The sequence below is a fragment of the Desulfosoma caldarium genome, assembly GCF_003751385.1.
In the GTDB taxonomy this organism is placed as follows: Bacteria; Desulfobacterota; Syntrophobacteria; order Syntrophobacterales; family DSM-9756; genus Desulfosoma; species Desulfosoma caldarium.
This window is the reverse complement of record NZ_RJVA01000013.1, coordinates 350,519-369,718: the sequence shown is the minus strand read 5'-3', so window position 1 is coordinate 369,718 and position 19,200 is coordinate 350,519. Positions and strand designations below refer to the sequence as shown.

Below are 19,200 nucleotides of genomic sequence, written 5' to 3'. Positions count from 1 at the left end.
CCTTGATGATGGACAGGATACTTGCAGCACACGGCGGCGAACTGGTCAATCTGGTAGTGGATGAAGCGCGAGCGCAGATGCTTCGAGACCTCAGCCGAACCCTTCCCAGCCTCACCCTCAACGCTCGCCAACTCTCCGACCTGGAGCTTTTGCTGAACGGCGCATTTTCCCCCCTTCGCGGCTTTATGACCAATGCCGACTACGAATCGGTGCTGGATCGCATGCAGTTGCAAAACGGCCTTCTGTGGCCTTTACCCATTTGCTTGGACGTTTCGGAAGCCGAAGCGCGCTCGTTGGACGCAGGGCAATCGGTGGCCTTGCGCGATGTGGAAGGTTTCATGCTCGCCGTGCTTCATGTGGAAGACATTTGGCCTATCGACAAGTTGCGGGAAGCGGAAATCATTTACGGCACCACGGACACAGCTCACCCCGGCGTGGATGCGCTCTTTCACGGCACGGGCACCCATTATGTGGGCGGCACCGTAGAAGGGGTACAACTGCCGCTGCATTTCGCGTTCAAGCGCCTGCGCCACACCCCTCATGAAATGCGCGCCCTTTTCAAGAAGCTGGGCTGGCGCCGCATCGTGGGCTTTCAGACGCGCAACCCCGTGCACCGAGCCCAGTTTGAAATGACCCTTCGAGCCATGGATCGGGCCAAGGCAAACCTTCTGCTGCATCCCGTGGCGCGCCGAGCCATGCCAGGAGACATTGACTATTACACGAGAATCCGCTGCTATCAGGCGGTGAGCCGCTATTATCCGCCCAATATGATGCTTCTGAGCCTGCTTCCTTTGGCCATGCGCCTGGCCGGGCCTCGAGAGGCCCTTTTGCATGCGCTCATTCGCAAAAATTATGGCTGCACCCACTTCATTGTGGGTCGCGATCACGCTAGCCCGGGTGTGACACCAGACGGCCGCCGGTTTTACGATCCGGAAGCGGCCGTGCAAACGGCTCTGGAACATCAAGAAGCCTTGGGCATTGAAATCGTTCCTTTTGAAGAAGAAATGGTCTACGTTTATGAAGAAGACGCCTACATGCCGGCTCGCGAAGTGCCCCCACAGAGCACGATCAAGACGATGTCATTGGAAGAATTTCACCGCAGGCTTCGAGAAGGCAAGCGCGTGCCGGAATGGTTCAGTTTTCCCGAGGTCATCGAGGAACTGCAAAGGGGATATCCACCACGGCACAAGCAGGGCTTCACCATCTTTTGCACGGGACTTTCCGGCGCAGGCAAATCCACCATCGCCCGCATTCTCTACGCACGCCTTCTGGAAATGGGCGGTCGTCCGGTGACTTTGCTGGACGGAGACGTGGTGCGACGCAATCTTTCCAGCGAACTGGGATTTTCCAAAGAACACCGGGACATCAACGTTCGCCGCATCGGCTTTGTGGCCAGTGAAATTACCAAGAACCGCGGCATCGCCATCTGCGCTCCCATCGCCCCCTATGCCGCCACTCGCCGCCAGATTCGCAGCCTCATTGAAAAGTATGGAGGATTCGTGGAAGTCTACGTGGCCACGCCTCTAGAAGTATGTGAAAGCCGCGACCGCAAGGGTCTTTACGCCAAGGCTCGCGCAGGCCTTATCAAGGGTTTTACCGGCATTGACGACCCTTATGAGCCCCCTTCCGCCCCTGAGGTCCTCATCGACACCACGGAACTCACCCCCGATGAAGCCGCTCAAGAAGTCCTGCTTTATCTGGAGCGGGCCGGATACATCAAATAAAGCCCATGGGGAGTGACACGATGGCCAAACGACGCCCACTACCGAGCCCCGGTGAACGCCGGCTGTCCTGGGTACTGCTCGGCCTATTGGGGGCAATCACGGCGGGAGTGGTCATCGTGTCTTTTCGGCAAGACCCGTTTCTTTCAGGAACGGCGGGCACGGCTCCCTTGGATAAGCCCATGGCTCAGGGCCCAGCGCCGGAAACCCTTTTGCCGGATGTGTCCACCGTTTTGGACGAGGCACTCGAAGCCGCCGGACCCTCGGAGACCTTTGATGCCCAGACACTGGCGGACAAAATCGACGGTAAGGCGGAACTTTATCTGGAAGCGGGTTTTACGTCCCTGCGAACGCAGAGGGTGACCCTCAAGGAAAACCCTCAGCTGTGGGCCGAATTCTTTCTTTTCACCATGCGCAGCCCTCAAAGCGCCTTTGCCGTCTTCAGCCAACAGAGACGCTCGGCGGCGACACCTCTGCCCGAGGTTACCTTCGGATATCGAGCTGCCAACGCCGTGTGCGCCGCAGCAGGTCCCTACTACGTGGAAGGGATCGCATCCTCGGAAGAGGCACCGCTCCTTGAGGCCTTGTCTACGACGGTGCGCGCACTCCTTAAGCCCATGGGAACGCTCACGGACATCGTGCGGGAACTGCAACGATTTCCTAAATCCTTTCAGGCCCATGAGCGGGCGGTTCTTTATCTCGGTAGCGCTTTTGGTTATGACGGATTTCAAGAAACCTATGCCGTGCCGGTGACCCGGGACGGATTGCCCATGACGGCCTTTGTGGCCAAAGCTCGAGAAGGTTTCGGCGGGCGCCAAGCCGCGGAAGCCTACGCCAGGTTTTTGGAAGAAAGCGGCGCACGGCGCGTTTCGGGTGCAGATCCCGAGCACGAACTAGTGGTTTTGGATTTTTATGGTTTTGTGGAAGTGGTCTTTTCCCATGAAGATTGGGTGGCCGGCGTGCACGAGGCCGAGCGTCGAGAGGCGGCGGAAGGCGCAGCCCTGGATCTTCGAGAGCACCTGAAAAACTCCGCCAGCCAACGGCCAATGTAGGGGCGCCCCTCACCAGGGTGCTTCAACCATGACGCCCTCCCGTAGGCGCAGGAATGAGGTCTGCGGGCAATTGACGACAGCCGGCACGGAGCGACTGCCCTTGTAGGGGCATGGACAAGGCCTGCCCCTACAAGAACCCTCAGGCACAAGGCACGGCCCTATAGAAATTTTCGGCGAACTGATGAAATTTTTAAATGCGATGCCGAGTGGGTTTTGACTCCGACGCTATCCTTCATGGAGCCGTCCTTATGGAAGAGACCAAAGGCCCATTGCCTTCTCTCGATTCACCGGTGCGGCGACGGTTTTTAGGCTCTGCCCTGCGCTACGGTCTGGGCTTGACGGCCTTGTGGACTCTGGGTTTGAGCCTGAGCGACTGGATCGGGCCCACGGGCGCCCACGACCGTTCCAAGAGCCTCAGCGGCCCCTTTGATTGGTCCGTTCCCAACGCGCCAAAGGCTGTCGCGGTGGTGACGGGTTCCCATCGTGCAGCGTGTTTTGCCGAGGCCATGAAAGCTCTTGGCGGCATGCCCCGGTTTATCGCTTCGGGGGATCGTGTTTTCGTGAAGGTCAATGCGGCCTTTGCCAGCCCGCCATCCCTTGGCGCCACATCGCATCCTGAACTGGTGGAAGCCGTGGTTCGCCACTGCGTGGACGCCGGCGCGGCCCAAGTGGTCGTTTCGGACAACCCCATCAACGACCCCGCCAGTTGCTTTCGGTTGACGGGGATCGCCGATGCGGTTCGCCGAGCCGGGGCAAAGGTGTGGTTTCCTGAATCGCGCCATTTTCAGCCGGTGACCCTTCCCGACGGGCAGTATCTGCATCAATGGCCTTCGTGGACCGCACCTTTTTTGCTCGCCGACAAGGTCATCAACCTGGCCCCGGTCAAGCATCACCACCGGGCGGGAGCTTCCATGATCTGCAAGAATTGGTACGGGCTTTTGGGCGGTCCGCGCAACCTGTTTCATCAGCATGTCCATGAGGTCATCGGAGAATTGGCGGCTTTGTTTCGACCCACTTTGGCGGTGCTGGACGGTATCACGACCATGATGACCAACGGCCCAACGGGTGGGTCGTTGGCCGACCTGAAGGAGACACAAACCCTGATTGTGAGCCCCGATCCTGTGGCCGCGGATGCCCTGGGCGCTTCCCTGCTGAACATCGACCCACACAAGCTGCCCTATTTGCAGCACGCACAGCGGTTGGGCGCAGGAACCTTAAACCTCGAGGCCGTCGCCATTCACCGAGCGACACTCTAGGGGCGCGGTCGGGAGGATTCCCATGGCTTCGTCGATGCTGCAGTGCACCTTTGTCGGACCTGGGAAGCACCTTAAGGCACCATAGAGTTTCGTGGCGGGCGTCGCTTCCATAGCTCACCTTAAATGTAGGCTTTCTCCCTGTTCACGACGGGCCTAAGGCTCGAGTTTTCAAAGGGCGACGATCGACAAACAGCATTGGAACGCTGAATAGACACCAAAAGTACAAAGGGCCTATCATGCGCATCCATCACGTGCGACGCCTTAGCCAGACCTACTTCCTGATTCTTTTTGTGTTCCTCTGCGCCGTAACTCGCCTGGGTACAGAATGGACCCAAATTCGCGCCTGGCCTGTCAATTGGTTTCTTCAACTGAATCCGCTGTCGGCCGTCGGCACCGCCCTGGGCACGGGCACCCTTTTCGCCGGCCTTCTGTGGGGCCTGGTGACACTTTCCGCGACCCTTCTTTTGGGCCGGTTCTTTTGCGGCTGGGTGTGCCCTTTCGGAACCCTTCAGCACGTCCTGGGATGGCTTGGCATGCGGCGCAAGAGCTTTTCGCAGCGAGTGGCCGCCAACGCCTATCATTCGGCGCACCGTTTGAAATTCATTTTCCTCTTCATGGTGTTCGGCATGGCCTGCGGCCCTCTGTGGACTCCAGACCGCTGGACATCGTGGAGCTCGGCTGCCAAAACCCTGGGGCTTTTTACGGCCGCAGCGGCTCTCGTCCTGGGAACGGCATCCCAAGGAAATGCGGAGTCCGGAAAAAGGCCATCTCGGCTCGAAGACGGACTGACCGGGGCCGCCGTCTTCCTTTTCGGTCTGACCTTGGCACGGTTCCCTGTGGCCGTGGGATCCCTTCAGACGGGTCTTCTGGACCCCATCGCCTTGCTCCAAAGGTCGCTCAACCAGGTGCTCTTTCCCGCTTTTGGACTCTTTCAGCCAGAAGGGCTCGCCGGCAACCGATGGACTCAAGGGGCCTGGCTTCTCGGGGCCGTGTTTCTCGCCGCCTTGGGCCTCAATCTGGTCAAGCCAAGATTCTACTGCCGATACCTCTGCCCGGCGGGAGCTCTGATGCACCTCGTGGGACGGCACTCTTTGTGGCGCATGACACGCATCACGGATCGCTGCACCGATTGCAAACGGTGCGAGACGGTGTGCGATGCGGCATGCCGCCCGTCTATGGAAATTCTATCTGGGGAATGCACTCTGTGCGGCAACTGCCTCGTGGTCTGCCCAGAAAAAGCCATCACCTACTGCCGAGCGCCTTTACCGGCCAAGGCGGCCGCGCCCGGCGCCGTGGACCTTTCACGGCGCCAGGTCTTGGTCGCCTTAGGGGCGGGGCTTTTTGCCGCGCCCGTGATCCGATTGGACGGCTTGTCGCAGCATCGCTTTCCACCGAACGTGATACGGCCTCCGGGATCCCTGGCGGAACCGGAGTTTCTGCGCCGCTGCATCAAATGCGGCCAGTGCCTGCGCATCTGCCCCACCAACGTCCTTCAGCCCGCCTTGTGGGAAGCGGGTCTGGAAGGTCTGTGGACACCGGTGTTGGATTTTCGAGCAGGGACCAGCGGGTGCCAGTATCAATGCGTCGCCTGTAGCCGCATCTGCCCCACAGCGGCCATTCGGCGACTCACCGTGGATGAAAAACACGGCACCGGAGCCTTTGCGGACCGCGGCCCCGTGCGCCTGGGAGCGGCTTTCGTGGATCGCAATCGATGCCTTCCCTGGGCGTTCGGCAAGCCGTGCATCGTATGCGAAGAAAATTGCCCTGTGAGTCCCAAGGCCATTCAGACTATGGAAACCTTGGACAAACTGCCGATGCCGCCTCTGCGCGTCACCGCTCGTGAAGACAACCGTTGGATCGTGGACGGCTTTCGTCCTGTGGAACATCGTGCGCCTTTGGAAAGCCTGTGGCTGGTCAAAGACTTTGGGAATCCTTCATTCCAGTGGCCCATTCGCGATTGGGGTGACGGGTGGATCGAGGTGTCTTACACTGACCCAAAAGGCCATGGCCACGCCGCCACGATTGAAAAACCGGAAGGCGCCGTCTTTCTGGCCGTCAAACTCAAACGGCCCCTGGTGGACCACGCGCGCTGCGTGGGCTGCGGCATTTGTGAACATGAATGTCCGGTTCGGGGCGTTCCGGCCATTCGCGTGACTCCGGAAAACGAAACGCGCCATCCGGAACGATCCCTCATGGCACGGCAGCCGTCGGGCACATTCTGATGGCTCGGCGTGACCCATCGGAACCCAGACCTGGAGGACACACCATGGACCGAAAAAAAGATCTAACCACCCCACACCCCGTGGACTCTTCGTCGCGCCGACAGTTTTTCAAGGCGGCCGCCTTCATGGGCCTGGCGGCAACCACGGCGCCGTCTCTGATGGCAACACCCCTCGGCAGAGCGCAGAAGATTTCCCCACCCCAAAGAGTGCCCGTGCGGCCTTTTGGTGCGTCCAAGATTCCCGTGTCCATTTTGTCCTTGGGCGGCATGTTTGATACGGGATCCAACCAGGTGCTGCTCCGTCAGGCGCTGCGCTGGGGCGTGACGTATTGGGATACGGCGGACTGCTACGGAGGGGGCCGCAGCGAAGAAGGGATTGGCGCTTTTTTTAGCCGGTTTCCCGAAACGCGAAAAGAGGTGTTTCTGGTCACCAAATCCGACGCTCGAGATCCGGCCGGCATGACCAAGCTTCTCAACCGCAGTCTGGAACGTATGAAAACGGACTGGATCGATCTCTACTTTTTGCACGCCGTGAATCACATCGACGAACTAAGCCCGGAGGTACGCCGATGGGCGGAAAAAAACAAGGCTTCCGGAAAGATACGCCTTTTCGGCTTCAGCACGCACGCCAACATGGCCCGATGCCTGGACGGAGCGGCTCGGCTGGGCTGGGTTGACGGCATTATGTTCACCTACAATTTCCGGCTCATTCACGACGAGGCCCTCAAGCGGGCCATTGACCGGTGTGTGGCGGCAGGCATTGGCCTCACGGCCATGAAAACGCAGGGAGGTGGCCCGTATCGACCGGACACTTCCGCCGAAGGAGATCTTGCCGAGAAACTTCTGGCGCGCGGGTTTACAGACAAGCAGGCCAAGCTCAAAGCCGTCTGGGAAGATGCGCGCATCGCGAGCCTCTGTTCTCAAATGCCCACCATGACCATCCTCATGAGCAACGTGGCGGCCGCCTTGGATCAGACCAGCCTAAGCCTCGACGAAAAAGTCGGGCTCGAGCGATACGCTCAAGAAACTCGCCAAAGCTATTGCGCCGGCTGCGCCGCCATATGTGGCCAGGCGGCTCAAGCACCCCTCGCCGACATTTTGCGAAGTCTCATGTACGCTCGAGACTACGGGGACATGACGGCCGCCCGCGATGTGCTGGCACCCCTTGCGCAATCGGGCACCTTTCACCATCTGGATGAGGCGCGGCTGAGGGAAGCCGAACAGCGCTGCCCTCAAGGCCTTCCCCTGCGACGCCTCGTGGCCGATGCCGCAACCCTTGCCCGAAGCTGGACAACCTAGGTGCGAAAAGGACTCAAAAAGTTCAGCCCTCGATCTCCATCTGAGCCTCTGTGAAAGAGGGCTGAGCAGCAATCGTGCTCTGCCGGTTTTCCCTTCAAGGGGACATTGGAAGGTTCTTGCGGAGTCCATCTGTTCCTTACTTGATCGAGGTTTTGCAACAGCAAAGAGTGCCGCTTTCAGTCCTTCTCAACCCCTGTGTGAAAGCAACGGCCACCCTGTGCAAGACATTGCACACATTTTGTGGCAGTGTTTTGCACACTCTTCAAGCCCGGGACGGCACTAGTTGAATCGAAACTCTTCTTTAGATGGACATCTCTTTAATTTCTCAGCGAAATTTTGTCGATTCACCATGGGCTTTGGCTTTCGAACGCCTGGCATGCTCCTTGCTCATTGAGCACGACATCTAGAAACAGGGATGTTATCAGAACATATGGAATGTGGATTTCGTGTTCATTCTTGAAGGGAGCTTGGTATGAAGCGGTCTCTGTTCCTTTGGCTTCTGGCTATGGCGTGTGCTCTTGCTGTAGGACCCTTTTGCGCACTTGCGACGCCCTTGACTCTTCCGTTCGGCGATTCACAGATCTATTGGCCTGGATATGACAATACAGACAAAGACTACTGGCCAGGATGGGACAACGATTTGGACACCATCGGGATTCCGGATTTCACAGGGGGCACGGTCGAGCTCAACGATGATTATGAGCTGGAAACCATCGTGCTGAACTTATTGTCATGGGAAACGGAACCGGCGTGGTCAATACTTGCCCCCGGTGATCTTTTCCTGGACGTGGACCAGGATGAGCTATGGGACTACGTGGTTTACAATCCAAACTCCAAACTACCTATGAACGGCAACACTCGAGGGACACCAGAGATTTCCAATTCATGGGATGTGTATGCTTTGCCACAGACGTTGTCCTATTCCTATGAGATGTCGGGAACGGACAACTCGGGATATTGGAGCGGTTACCTCATTCGCGACGACCATCCCATCGGCGTCATATGGGAATCGTCAATACCCGAGCCTGTCGGCACCGTCAATTTCGACGGGTGGGGAACAACAACCTTAACCTTTAACTTCACATCACCCTTGGCGCTCCCCTTGGTCAATAATCAATACGCACTCACGTTGGGATTTACGGTTAACTGCGCCAACGACGTCCTCTATGAAACGGTGAGCTGGGATGCGCCCCCACACCACATCACTCCTGAGCCGGCGTCCATGCTTCTTATGGGCAGCGGCCTGGTGAGTCTTGCCGGATTTATGCGCCTACGCTCCCGTAGAAAAGGTCAGAAGACCTAAAAGAGATTGTCCGAAGGCTTGCATGTCGCTGTTTTGGTCGCGTCGTTTGAGTGCGTTACGGCCCCAACAGGCCCGAAATGCACCCTACTCAAACAGCCTCCCAGCAGATTGCCTGAGAATGTCGTTTTTGGCCTGTGCCTTTATGGCATGACCATAAGTTAACAACCCATGAATGGCAAAATGTTGCGTTCTTGGGTACGCTTTTAGGCACGATGGTGTCGCGTCGTTGGTGCCCGTATGGTTAGGAGCGCAGTGGCCGAATGGGCACTTTGCCGTCCAGGAAGGCTTTGACGGCGCCGATGGGGACTTCGTTTCGGTGAAAGATGCCGGCGGCCAGGGCCGATTCCGCCCGCGTGTGCGTAAAGACGTCCAAAAAGTGTTCGGCGCAGCCGGCACCACTGGAAGCAATGACGGGAATGGTTACGGCTTCCTTGACCGCATTGATGAGTTCTAGGTCGAAGCCCGAGTTGGTGCCATCTCGGTCAATGCAATTGAGAAGGATTTCTCCGGCGCCCAGATCTTGGCACACGCGGGCCAGCGTCACGGCGTCCACAGGGCGGCCTTCACGCCCCCCTTTGATGGTGCATTCATACCAGCAGTAGCGTTCTCCTTGAGGGCCCGGAAACGCCGTTTCGATGATGCGATGAGGCACCGCCTCCGGCGACGGCACATAGACCCTTCGCGGATCGATGGAAATGACCACGGCCTGGCTTCCGTAGATGCGCGATATGGTTTCAATGGCGCTTCGGCCCGTCGCTTTTCCCGTGCGCAGCACGTCTTCCACGATGAGCACGGCATCGCTTCCGATGGAAACCTTGTCGGCTCCGGAACGAAAGTAGGCCGCCGCCACGTCCAGGGCGCTGTAAAAGGTTCCGTCCTTGTCCACGTAGTCTCGAATGCCGCCTCCTATGGTCAGCGGAACAAAAACGTTTTCCGAGGTTCTTTCAAGCACTTCCAGCATGGGAAGGTCTTTTAGGGGAAAATCGCGAAAGCCCGTGATGTTGAGAAAAGTAATTTCGTCGGCCCCTTCTTCGTAGTAGCGGCGGGCCAAATCCACGGGTTTTCCCAGGTTGCGTACGGCGCCCTTTTCCCGCACGTCGTACTGATCTCCTTTGGTCACCACCAGATCACCCTGGTCGTTGGTGCGCACATCCAGGCACGCGATGATGCGCTTGGCCAGATGCGTTCGCGCCGGCGATTTGGGCGGAAGCACGCCCGGCGCCTCAACGCCTTCCAAGAAATTTTTAAGAATATTCAACCCCGTTGGACCGCTCTTTTCCGGGTGAAACTGCACGGCCACCACGCGCCCTTTTTGCACGGCGCTCACAAATTCGACGCCGTAATCGGTGGTGGTGAGCACCACATCGGGGTCTTCGGGATCCACATGGTATGAATGTACGAAATAGAACTTTTCATCACCGTCTAAACCCTGAAAAAGGGCGGAAGGTTTTCGAGGCTTGATGCCATTCCAGCCGATATGGGGCACGGCCAGATTCACCTGAAACCGGCGCACCGCGCCTTTCAAGAACCCAAGGCCCTCTTCGCCAAGCGCTTCATCACTGGCTTGAAACAGCGCCTGCAGCCCTAAGCAGATGCCGAGAAAGGGCCGATCCGCTTCCAGGTAACGGCGAAGCGGCTCCACCCATCCCTTTTGGCGCAGCACTCGCATCATGGATCCAAAGGCGCCCACGCCGGGAAAAATGAGCTTTTCCGAAGCCATAATGTCTTCGGGACGTTCCACAAAGCGCACGGAATATCCAAGGCTCTTGATGGCGTTGACCACACTGCGCACATTTCCCGCGCCGTAATCCAAAAGGGTCACCATGACGAAGCGTCCTCCTTTGATGTTTCTTGTTCGATGAGTTCGTGCGGCCGATCCGAAATGACGGCGGAAACGCCCCAGCCATGAAGCTTCTGGGCACTGGCCGCATCGTTGACCGTCCAGGCAATGACGGGAACCCCCGCTTCTCGGCACCGCCGCACGGTCTCACGGCGCAGATGCCTTTGGGCAGGATGAAAGGAAAAGGCTTTCACATCTTGGACCAGCCGCACGGGATCCTTCACAGCCTCCTTGACCACGACACCGAGCTTCACCTCTTGATGCATTTCGCGACATCGTCGAAGCACACCCAGATGAAAGGAGGATAGAAGTACGCGAGGTACCATGTCCAGTTCGGTGATCAGAGCCAAGGTTTCTCGAACCAGCCGGTCATGGTGTTCGGCTCTTCCCTTGATTTCCACATTGACCAACCATTGAAGCCGGCGGGTCACGGCCAAAGCTTCCCGCAATGTGGGAATGCGCCACACACCAGGTATTGCGGCAAAGGTCTCCAGTTCCGCCTGCGTAAAGTCCCATACGGACCAGGGGCGCCGTTGAGGGTACAGCACCGGTGCATCGGTGGTCCTTGCAAGGGTCTCGTCGTGGATGACCACGGGCACGCCGTCTGCGGACAACTGCACATCCAGTTCCCAAAAATGAGCTCCGGCTTGAAAACCCAGCATGGCCGTTTCCAGCGTGTTTTCCGGCCCCAGAGCCGCTCCGCCTCGATGCGCCCCTATCCACAACCCTTGGAATTCCACCAGATCCTTCCACACCACCATGGCGCCTTCTTGACACCCCTGTAGCTTTCCTCTATAGGCTCCGCCCAAGGTGACAACCCCACATCTCGTAGTGCAGAAAGGAGCCATCCGTGCCCGTACATATCGTGAGTCATCCACTGGTCCGCCACAAACTGGGCCTCATGCGCAAGCATAATATCAGCACCAAGGATTTTCGGGAACTCGCATCGGAACTCGCTCGCCTTTTGACCTATGAAGCCACCAAGGACCTGGAAACGGAAAAGAGGATCATTCAGGGCTGGAGCGGCCCGGTGGAGGTGGAGCGGATTAAGGGAAAAAAGATCACGGTGGTCCCCATTCTTCGAGCGGGCCTAGGGATGATGGACGGTGTTCTGGACCTAATTCCCAGCGCCAAAGTCAGCGTGGTGGGGCTTTACCGCAACGAAAGCACGCTGGAACCCGTGCGCTATTACCTCAAGCTGGCCGGAAACATGCACGAAAGGATCTCTCTGATCCTCGACCCCATGTTGGCTACCGGCGGCACTTTGGTCATGACCATCGATCTCTTGAAGGAAGCCGGGTGCCAAAACATTCGCGGCATTTTTCTCGTGGCAGCTCCCGAAGGCATTCGGCGCCTAGAGGCGACCCATCCGGACGTGGACGTCTATGTGGCGGCCGTGGACGAGAAGCTCAACGCCGACGGCTACATTCTTCCTGGACTGGGGGATGCGGGCGACAAGATTTTCGGGACCAAGTAGCCGGCTCGACGTGCCGGCACATGCCGCCATGAATGATGCACGCCCATGGCGCACATTCCCTTGAGGATCGAAATAGGCTCTGTCGAAGAAAAAACGAGGAATCCCATGGAACACCATGTTCATTCCACGGAGTATCGGTTGCGGGTGCGGGACGTGGTTCTCGGAGCCCAAATGCTTTTTGTGGCTTTTGGCGCTTTGGTTCTGGTGCCGCTTCTGACGGGCTTGGATCCCAACGTGGCCCTTTTCACCGCCGGCGCCGGCACTTTGCTGTTTCAAGTTATCACACGGGGAAAAATACCGGTCTTTTTGGCGTCATCCTTCGCCTTCATTGCGCCCATCATCTACGGGGTGAAGACGTGGGGCATTCCCGGAACCCTGTGTGGGTTGGCTTCCGCGGGCGTGGTCTATGTTCTTTTCAGCCTCATCATTCGGTGGCGCGGATCCCGCATGCTCGATGCCATTCTTCCACCCGTGGTTATCGGCCCGGTGATTATGGTCATCGGATTGATCCTGGCGCCCGTGGCCGTGAACATGGCTCTGGGCAAGTCGGGTGACGGCGCCGTCGTGCTGGTTCCCAAAAAAACGGCTCTGATCGTTTCCATGGTCTCCTTGGCCACCACCATTCTGGTGTCGCTCAAAGGACGCGGCATGCTGCGGCTTGTGCCCATTCTTTCCGGCATCGTGGTCGGCTATGTTCTGAGCCTTTTGTTGGGCTTGGTGAATTTTTCTCCTGTAACCAAAGCCCCGTGGATGGCCGTGCCGGCCTTCGTGTTTCCGGAATGGAACTGGCAAGCGGTGCTTTTCATCGCACCGGTGGCCATCGCTCCGGCCATCGAGCACTTCGGGGACATTCTGGCCATCGGGTCCGTTACCGGAAAAGACTACCTCAAAGATCCGGGCATTCATCGAACCCTTTTGGGCGATGGTTTGGCCACAAGTCTTGCCTCTTTCCTGGGTGGCCCGCCCAACACCACATATTCGGAAGTCACCGGCGCCGTGGCGCTGACCAAGGTATTCAACCCGGCCATCATGACCCTGGCGTCCCTGTGCGCCATCGCCCTGGCCTTCGTCGGGAAACTGGGTGCCTTTCTGCAAACCATACCCGTCCCGGTCATGGGAGGCATTCTCATACTGCTCTTTGGCGCCATCACCGTGGTGGGAATGAACACGCTGGTGCGCGCCGGAGAAGACCTCATGGAACCCCGAAACTTGACCATTGTGGCCGTGGTGGTGGTTTTCGCCATTGGCGGCATGGCCTTTTCGGCGGGTGAATTCACTATCAAAGGCATTGGGTTGGCGGGCATCTGCGGCGTGGCGCTGAACCTTCTTCTTCCCGGACGGAAAAAAATACTTTAGGCACGCCAGGCCCATGAACACCTTAAAAAGGCCTTGACGCGTCGGCGCGCAAAGGCCTTCAGGACTGTTTTCGGGGCGGGTTCTGCAGCCGTTCCAACAAGGTGCACACACTGCACCGGGTTCCGTAACACGGTTCTCCGCAGCGATCGCATGTGCCGAAGTCATCCACGGGTTTCGGCGCTGAGCGCGCCTCAATGTAGGCGAACAGGAAATCCCTTTTTGTGCCAGGCATTTTGCGTTCTAGCATGTTCAGAGCTTCCTTGAACATGTGGCTTGTGGCACCACGGGACAAAGGGCACGCCCCTTCCACGTATTGAATGCCTTCCACGCGGCAGTAGGTGCGGATTTCATGGGCCGAGACTCGGTACAGGGGCTTGATCTTTTCCGGAAGCCGAGGATGCGCCGAGGGCAGATAAGGGTAATGCTTGTCGATGTATTCCCGGCGGTTTCGCACAAGATTTCCCAAAAGCCTTCCAGCTTCGTCGTCCAGATTATGGCCCGTGGCGATGATGCGATACCCTTCCTGGAGCGCCATACGGTTGAGAAGCCGCCGCTTGATCATGCCGCACACGGAACAGATGGGCCGGCGGGTCTTTTGACGGATTTCTTCAATGGAATAGCCGATGAGGTCCTTAAGAGTATAGCTTGTCCAAGGCAGCTGTCTCTGGCGCGCAAAGGCGGCGATGGCCTCGTGGGAAGCTTCCGAAAAGGAGGGGATTCCCAGGTTCAGGTGAATGCCCTTAGTGGAATACCCAAGATCCTGAAGGACCGACCAGACGGTCAGGGAATCCTTGCCTCCCGACACGGCCACCAGGATGGGGTCTTGGGCTTTCAAGGGAAATTTTTTCATGGCCCGAAGGACCGCTCGGCGAAAGAAGAAGACAAAGCAGGCTTCGCAAAAATTGGCATGATGGCTGGGCAGAGCGATGACGGCCCGCTGCCGGCATCGCGTGCACTTGGCTGATGAAGGAAGCGGTCTGTTTTCTTCAAAGTGTCTCATGGCTTCTGACTTTTTAATCCTCGAAAGGTTCCGTGTGAATGACAAAAGGTGCCGCATCCGTCGACACGGCACAGGGCTGATCCAAAATCCGCTGCATATACCCGGGCAGGGTGCGGAACCGTTCCAGTAGCTGGGGCGTATAGAACAAAAGGCCTTGAAGGCCGCGCTCGGCCGATCGCCGTGCCAGCTCGCTTTCCTCCACGTTCAACACATCGTCCACGGCACACACGGAAAAGGCAAAGTCCAGCATATAGCCCACGATGTAGGCGGTGTATTGGCGCCGATGAGGAAACACGGCATCCAGCGTCTTGGTGATAACGTTGTAGGCTTCTGGAAAGAAAAACGGGGAGTCGTTGTGCAACCCCAGAATGCCCCCAGGCCGCAGCCGCTTGGCACACAGCGCGTAGAATTCTCGGGTGTACACATATTTGGACGGTTCCATGGGATCGGTGAGGTCCAGCAAGACGACGTCAAAGGTTTCCGCCGTCTCCTCCACGAACCGGCGTCCGTCCCCAATGAGGAGTCGCACGCGAGGGTCCTCAAAAGCCTCGCCGCAGATGCTGCGAAGATAGGCCTTGGCAATCACCACCACTTCCCCGTCCAGTTCCACCATCGTCACGGCCTTCACCGACGGGTGCTTTAACACCTCCTCCAGGGTGCCTCCGTCCCCGCCCCCGATGATGAGCACGCGCTGTGGGTCGGGATGCAGCATCATGGCCGGATGGACCAAGGATTCGTGGTAAAAAAACTCGTCTTGTTCGGAGGTTTGAAAGCGGCGATCCAGAAAAAGAGTGACGCCGAAATCGGGACTGTCTACCACTTCCACGAGCTGAAAGGGGGTCTTTTGCGCGTGAATCACGCGGTGGATTTTGAACCGGCGTCCCATGGTGGCGGTGAACGGTTCATATAGAGTCATGCCTTGTTCTGTCATCAACAGAGCCTCCTAACTTGAAAATTTCTGAGCGGCTCACTATAGAGGAATCGTTTGCAAATCTCAAAGGCCGAATGAGGCGTCTTTGACGCGCCGTTTCGGCAAAACATGCAAGGGTGGAGACGCGCACAGATGGACGGCATGCATTACGAAGGCATGATCATTCGGCCACCCAGTGAAGCGGACAGCATTCTTTTGCAGGTCACCATCGGGTGCAGCCATAACAAGTGCACATTCTGTGGCACGTACAAAGGCGTGCGTTTTCGCATCAAGGACCAGGACATCATTGACCAGGACATCGCCTATGCGGCGAGGCATTTTCCTTTCCTGCGCCGCGTGTTCCTCACCGACGGCGACGCTCTCATCGTGCCGCAGCCCAGACTTGTCGACATTTTACAAAAAATCCGCCGGGCTATGCCGTGGATTCAAAGAGTAGGCCTGTACGGCAACGCCAAGAGCATTCTGCGCAAGACCCCTCAGGAACTGGCGGAACTGAGAGATCTGGGTCTGGGGATCGTTTATCTGGGCGTGGAAACCGGCCACCCGGAAACCTTACGCGCCATCCGCAAGGGGGTTTCGCGGGAGAGATTGATCGAAGCGGGTCAAAGGGTTCGCGAAGCCGGTCTGAAGTTGTCGGTCACCGTCCTTTTGGGTATTGCGGGTCGGGAGCAATCTCTGGCGCATGCGCAAGCCACAGGATCCCTGCTCACGGCCATGGATCCACATTATGTGGGCGCCCTGACCTTGATGGTGCTGCCCAACACGGAACTGGGAGATCAGGTGCGTCGCGGAACCTTTTCGCCGCTCACGCCCCTGGAACTGCTGGCCGAACTGCGCGAGATGCTGGCCCACACGCACATGTCCCGGGGCTTGTTTATGTCCAACCACGCGTCCAATTACTTGCCCATTAAAGTCAAAATGCCTACGGACAAAGCAAAGGGCCTGGCGATGATCGATGCCGCCATAAACCAACAGGTGCCGCTCAGACCTGAATGGATGCGGGCTCTGTGAGTCACCCTTCAGGTCTGGCCCCATTTGAGTTTGGTGCGCAGAATGTCAAAGTAGTCGGTGCTGGCGGGTTTGATGAGTTTGAGGCTATGGGGGGACATGACCACGGCAATGGTGTCGTTGGGGGCCAGGCGCTGGCCCACCTGACCGTCGCAGGTCAAGGTCACGTCTTGAGCTTTGTCGTCCAGCTGGACCTGAATACGAGAGGAAGCCGGCAGAATAATAGGGCGATTGCTTAGGGCAAAAGGGCAGATGGGTGTCAAAATGACCGCTTGCGCGGTGGGATAGACAATGGGCCCTCCGGCTGAAAGGTTGTAGGCCGTGGAACCCGTAGGCGTGGCCACAATGAGGCCGTCGGCTCGGTAGTGGGTGAGGTAGCGGCCGTCGATATGGGTGTCCAGGTCCACGATGCGGGCCAGAGCTCCCTTGTTGATCACCGCATCGTTCAAAACCGTCTGGACAAAAACCTCTCGACCCTGACGCTCCAAGGCTACGCGGAGCCGCATGCGCTCTTCAATGTCGTAGGCTCCGGACAACACGCGGTCCAAGTCCTGAAAACAGTGCTCTCGACTGATTTCCGTGAGAAAACCCAACCCGCCTAGGTTCACCCCCACGATGGGGATGTCCCGGTCCGCCACCTGGCGGGCCACGCTGAGTAAGGTGCCGTCGCCGCCAAGAACCACCACGGCATCGGCATCCATGGGCAAAGGTGGCGGCGGCGTAAGGGTTTTCGTGTCTGAAAGGTTTTCTCGCGCCTTTGCGGCGTAGCCTTTGGCGTTAAGCCAGGCCACCAGTTCCTGAGCGAGCACCGCGGCGTCGTTTCGACCCTTTTTATAGATAATCAAGAGACGTTCCATGCTTCACTAGCCTCGTTGCCGTTCGCAGGGAACTCTTTTCCCTGAAAACCGTTCCGAAAACCCATTGCCAAAAAGATCAAGACACCGTATTGTATTTCCTCATTCTGCGCAAACGATTCTTGGGAAAAACGGCACATGACAACGCCCTTTCGAGAAGAACATTTCGGCCCGCAGCGCATTCTCGTCGTGGATGATGAAGTGAGCGTGCGGGAGTTGGTCTCGGAAAGTTTGAGTTACATCGGCCACCAGGTGGATCTGGCCGCCGACGGCCTAGACGCCTGCGAAAAGCTCAAAACCAACACCTATGACATCGTCATCACCGATATGGACATGCCCCGCATGGACGGCATGGAACTCATACACCACATAAGACAACACTATCCCCACACAGACTCCATCGCCATCACGGGACATGCCACAAGGTATAAATACGTGGATGTGATTCGAGCCGGAGCGGCGGACTTCATCACCAAGCCTTTTGGGCTGGACAAGCTGGAAGCCAAGATTCGACGGCTGCTGCGCGAACGGTATTTGCGCAGCCAACTGGAAGAGTTGGCCATTCGAGATCCCCTGACAGGGCTCTTTAACCGGCGTCATTTTCGCACCATTTTGCTTCAGGAAGCGGTCCGTGCAGTGCGTTACGGCCATTCGCTCTTTCTGCTTTTTATCGATATTGATTTGTTCAAGCAATACAACGATAAAGAAGGCCATCAGGCAGGAGATTTGCTGCTGGTAGAGTTGGGAGCCATATTACAGCAGTCCATTCGTGAGCATGTGGATTCGGCTTTCCGTTACGGCGGGGACGAATTCACCGTGGTGCTGCCACACCTCAACGCCGACCAAGTCCGCATGGTGGTGGAGCGCATTCAGAAGCGCTACGCCGCCTTGGATGCCACGCCTACCAGCTTGTCCATCGGGGCCGCCCAGTTCCGATACCTGGATGGCAATGTGGAAAGAAGCATCGAGGATATGATTCAAAGGGCCGACATGGCCCAGTATCGCGCCAAGAAGGAATTGGGCGGCAACCGTCTGTGCCTGGAAGGAGACACCAACGGTTCATTGGAAGCCTTTGGCGTCTCTTGTCCCGAATCGCTTCAATCCGTTCGCTAAGGGCCGCCTTTTAGTCCGCTCAGCCTCCCAAACAACGCCAAAGGCGCTCTCCCAAAAGCCGTGAATTTTTTCTTGACATTGCTGGTCCAGGCCCTTATACAAAGCGCGCTTTTTTAAACTTTCTGTTTAATATAGGTAAACCATGGAGGACGGCCTCAGGATCGGAGACAAGCTCCGACGGCTTCGTATGGAAAACGGCCTGACCCAGGAGGAACTGGCCAATCGGGCCTATTTGACCAAGGGATTCATTTCCCAGCTGGAACGGGATCTGACCTCCCCGTCCATCGCCACCTTGAAAAGCATTTTGGACGTGCTGGGAGTGGATTTGGCCGAGTTTTTTCAGGACATGCCGAGCCCGACGGTGGTGGCTCGCAAAAGAGCGCGCGTGCTCAGTTCCGAATCGACGGAGGAGTGCGCCATTTATTTTCTGCTGCCGAAGGCCTTGGGTCGAATCATGGACCCGGTGATCGTGCAGATGCAAAAAGGGGGCCGAACCGTGGAACATTCCCCTCATGAGGGGGAAGAGTTCGGCTTTGTTATCAAGGGATCGGTCACGCTATGGTTTGACAACAAGCCCCATCGGCTCAACGTGGGCGATTGTTTTTACTTCAAGAGTTCGACGCGGCATTGGGTGGAAAATTCCGGCCGGGGGGAAGCGCATCTGTTGTGGGTGGTGAGCCAGTCCCGGTTTTGAGCTTTCCGAGGCATGATTCAGGGAGGCCGTCACCGGCAGCTTTGAGCTTTCGGGTCGATCCATCGAATGGTCGGG

General features: G+C 57.6%; 16 protein-coding genes. 11 read left to right on the top strand and 5 right to left on the bottom strand.

Going from position 1 to position 19,200, the window contains the following annotated elements; translation table 11 throughout:
• The first annotated feature begins 8 nt into the window (after positions 1-8).
• The 6 genes from EDC27_RS12045 (at position 9) to EDC27_RS12020 (ending at position 8,852) form a co-directional block, all read left to right on the top strand.
• On the top strand, positions 9-1,724 hold the full coding sequence (locus EDC27_RS12045; protein WP_123290969.1) for a bifunctional sulfate adenylyltransferase/adenylylsulfate kinase: 1,716 nt from the start codon (positions 9-11) through the stop codon (positions 1,722-1,724).
• A 20-nt stretch (positions 1,725-1,744) separates the two neighbouring features.
• Positions 1,745-2,773 (top strand): DUF6599 family protein, encoded by a 1,029-nt coding sequence (locus tag EDC27_RS12040; protein ID WP_123290852.1) that lies wholly within the window; start codon positions 1,745-1,747, stop codon positions 2,771-2,773.
• Between the two features lie 248 nt (positions 2,774-3,021).
• Positions 3,022-4,029, top strand: coding sequence for a DUF362 domain-containing protein (locus tag EDC27_RS12035; protein WP_170161782.1), 1,008 nt, complete (start codon positions 3,022-3,024; stop codon positions 4,027-4,029).
• Between the two features lie 236 nt (positions 4,030-4,265).
• Positions 4,266-6,251, top strand: a complete 1,986-nt coding sequence (locus EDC27_RS12030; RefSeq protein ID WP_123290850.1) for a 4Fe-4S binding protein — start codon at positions 4,266-4,268, stop codon at positions 6,249-6,251.
• 44 nt (positions 6,252-6,295) lie between these two features.
• A complete protein-coding gene (locus EDC27_RS12025; RefSeq protein ID WP_170161781.1) occupies positions 6,296-7,549 on the top strand; it encodes an aldo/keto reductase in 1,254 nt (417 codons plus the stop codon).
• A gap of 472 nt (positions 7,550-8,021) precedes the next feature.
• Complete coding sequence (locus EDC27_RS12020; RefSeq protein ID WP_123290848.1) at positions 8,022-8,852, top strand: PEP-CTERM sorting domain-containing protein; 831 nt, start codon at positions 8,022-8,024, stop codon at positions 8,850-8,852.
• A 241-nt stretch (positions 8,853-9,093) separates the two neighbouring features.
• On the opposite strand, the gene hisF is transcribed toward EDC27_RS12020, so the two are convergent.
• Both hisF and EDC27_RS12010 read right to left on the bottom strand, forming a co-directional pair.
• The gene (hisF, locus tag EDC27_RS12015) at positions 9,094-10,677 is read right to left on the bottom strand and encodes an imidazole glycerol phosphate synthase subunit HisF (protein WP_123290847.1); all 1,584 of its coding nucleotides are present in this window, start codon (positions 10,675-10,677) and stop codon (positions 9,094-9,096) included.
• Positions 10,671-11,453: a glycerophosphodiester phosphodiesterase gene (locus EDC27_RS12010; RefSeq protein ID WP_170161780.1), complete on the bottom strand. Its 783-nt coding sequence runs from the start codon at positions 11,451-11,453 to the stop codon at positions 10,671-10,673. Before EDC27_RS12010 ends, hisF begins: the two co-directional genes overlap by 7 nt.
• Positions 11,454-11,542: 89 nt before the next feature.
• Here EDC27_RS12010 and upp point away from each other — a divergent pair, with 89 nt between their 5' ends.
• Entirely contained in the window at positions 11,543-12,169 is a 627-nt protein-coding gene (gene upp, locus EDC27_RS12005; RefSeq protein ID WP_123290845.1) for a uracil phosphoribosyltransferase, read from the top strand.
• Positions 12,170-12,274: 105 nt separating this feature from the next.
• On the top strand, positions 12,275-13,525 hold the full coding sequence (locus tag EDC27_RS12000; RefSeq protein WP_123290968.1) for a uracil-xanthine permease family protein: 1,251 nt from the start codon (positions 12,275-12,277) through the stop codon (positions 13,523-13,525).
• Between the two features lie 58 nt (positions 13,526-13,583).
• On the opposite strand, the gene EDC27_RS11995 is transcribed toward EDC27_RS12000, so the two are convergent.
• Positions 13,584-14,525: an ATP-binding protein gene (locus EDC27_RS11995; protein WP_123290844.1), complete on the bottom strand. Its 942-nt coding sequence runs from the start codon at positions 14,523-14,525 to the stop codon at positions 13,584-13,586.
• A 13-nt stretch (positions 14,526-14,538) separates the two neighbouring features.
• Positions 14,539-15,456: a polyamine aminopropyltransferase gene (speE, locus tag EDC27_RS11990; RefSeq protein ID WP_123290843.1), complete on the bottom strand. Its 918-nt coding sequence runs from the start codon at positions 15,454-15,456 to the stop codon at positions 14,539-14,541.
• Between the two features lie 132 nt (positions 15,457-15,588).
• Here speE and EDC27_RS11985 point away from each other — a divergent pair, with 132 nt between their 5' ends.
• Positions 15,589-16,467 (top strand): radical SAM protein, encoded by an 879-nt coding sequence (locus tag EDC27_RS11985; protein ID WP_211334882.1) that lies wholly within the window; start codon positions 15,589-15,591, stop codon positions 16,465-16,467.
• An 8-nt stretch (positions 16,468-16,475) separates the two neighbouring features.
• Here EDC27_RS11985 and EDC27_RS11980 read toward each other — a convergent pair whose 3' ends face one another.
• The gene (locus EDC27_RS11980; protein ID WP_123290842.1) at positions 16,476-17,321 is read right to left on the bottom strand and encodes an NAD(+)/NADH kinase; all 846 of its coding nucleotides are present in this window, start codon (positions 17,319-17,321) and stop codon (positions 16,476-16,478) included.
• 135 nt (positions 17,322-17,456) lie between these two features.
• Here EDC27_RS11980 and EDC27_RS11975 point away from each other — a divergent pair, with 135 nt between their 5' ends.
• Together EDC27_RS11975 and EDC27_RS11970 are read left to right on the top strand one after the other, a co-directional pair.
• On the top strand, positions 17,457-18,431 hold the full coding sequence (locus EDC27_RS11975) for a GGDEF domain-containing response regulator (protein WP_123290841.1): 975 nt from the start codon (positions 17,457-17,459) through the stop codon (positions 18,429-18,431).
• Between the two features lie 142 nt (positions 18,432-18,573).
• Complete coding sequence (locus EDC27_RS11970) at positions 18,574-19,125, top strand: helix-turn-helix domain-containing protein (protein WP_123290840.1); 552 nt, start codon at positions 18,574-18,576, stop codon at positions 19,123-19,125.
• Positions 19,126-19,200 lie beyond the last annotated feature (75 nt).

Excerpts from the sequence above, each read along its gene's own strand:
- EDC27_RS12045 (WP_123290969.1), top strand. The coding sequence starts at position 9 with ATGGACAGGATACTTGCAGCACACGGCGGCGAACTGGTCAATCTGGTA.
- EDC27_RS12040 (WP_123290852.1), top strand. The coding sequence starts at position 1,745 with ATGGCCAAACGACGCCCACTACCGAGCCCCGGTGAACGCCGGCTGTCC.
- EDC27_RS12035 (WP_170161782.1), top strand. The coding sequence starts at position 3,022 with ATGGAAGAGACCAAAGGCCCATTGCCTTCTCTCGATTCACCGGTGCGG.
- EDC27_RS12030 (WP_123290850.1), top strand. The coding sequence starts at position 4,266 with ATGCGCATCCATCACGTGCGACGCCTTAGCCAGACCTACTTCCTGATT.
- EDC27_RS12025 (WP_170161781.1), top strand. The coding sequence starts at position 6,296 with ATGGACCGAAAAAAAGATCTAACCACCCCACACCCCGTGGACTCTTCG.
- EDC27_RS12020 (WP_123290848.1), top strand. The coding sequence starts at position 8,022 with ATGAAGCGGTCTCTGTTCCTTTGGCTTCTGGCTATGGCGTGTGCTCTT.
- hisF (WP_123290847.1), bottom strand. The coding sequence starts at position 10,677 with ATGGTGACCCTTTTGGATTACGGCGCGGGAAATGTGCGCAGTGTGGTC.
- EDC27_RS12010 (WP_170161780.1), bottom strand. The coding sequence starts at position 11,453 with ATGGTGGTGTGGAAGGATCTGGTGGAATTCCAAGGGTTGTGGATAGGG.
- EDC27_RS12000 (WP_123290968.1), top strand. The coding sequence starts at position 12,275 with ATGGAACACCATGTTCATTCCACGGAGTATCGGTTGCGGGTGCGGGAC.
- EDC27_RS11995 (WP_123290844.1), bottom strand. The coding sequence starts at position 14,525 with ATGAGACACTTTGAAGAAAACAGACCGCTTCCTTCATCAGCCAAGTGC.
- speE (WP_123290843.1), bottom strand. The coding sequence starts at position 15,456 with ATGACAGAACAAGGCATGACTCTATATGAACCGTTCACCGCCACCATG.
- EDC27_RS11985 (WP_211334882.1), top strand. The coding sequence starts at position 15,589 with ATGGACGGCATGCATTACGAAGGCATGATCATTCGGCCACCCAGTGAA.
- EDC27_RS11980 (WP_123290842.1), bottom strand. The coding sequence starts at position 17,321 with ATGGAACGTCTCTTGATTATCTATAAAAAGGGTCGAAACGACGCCGCG.
- EDC27_RS11975 (WP_123290841.1), top strand. The coding sequence starts at position 17,457 with ATGACAACGCCCTTTCGAGAAGAACATTTCGGCCCGCAGCGCATTCTC.
- EDC27_RS11970 (WP_123290840.1), top strand. The coding sequence starts at position 18,574 with ATGGAGGACGGCCTCAGGATCGGAGACAAGCTCCGACGGCTTCGTATG.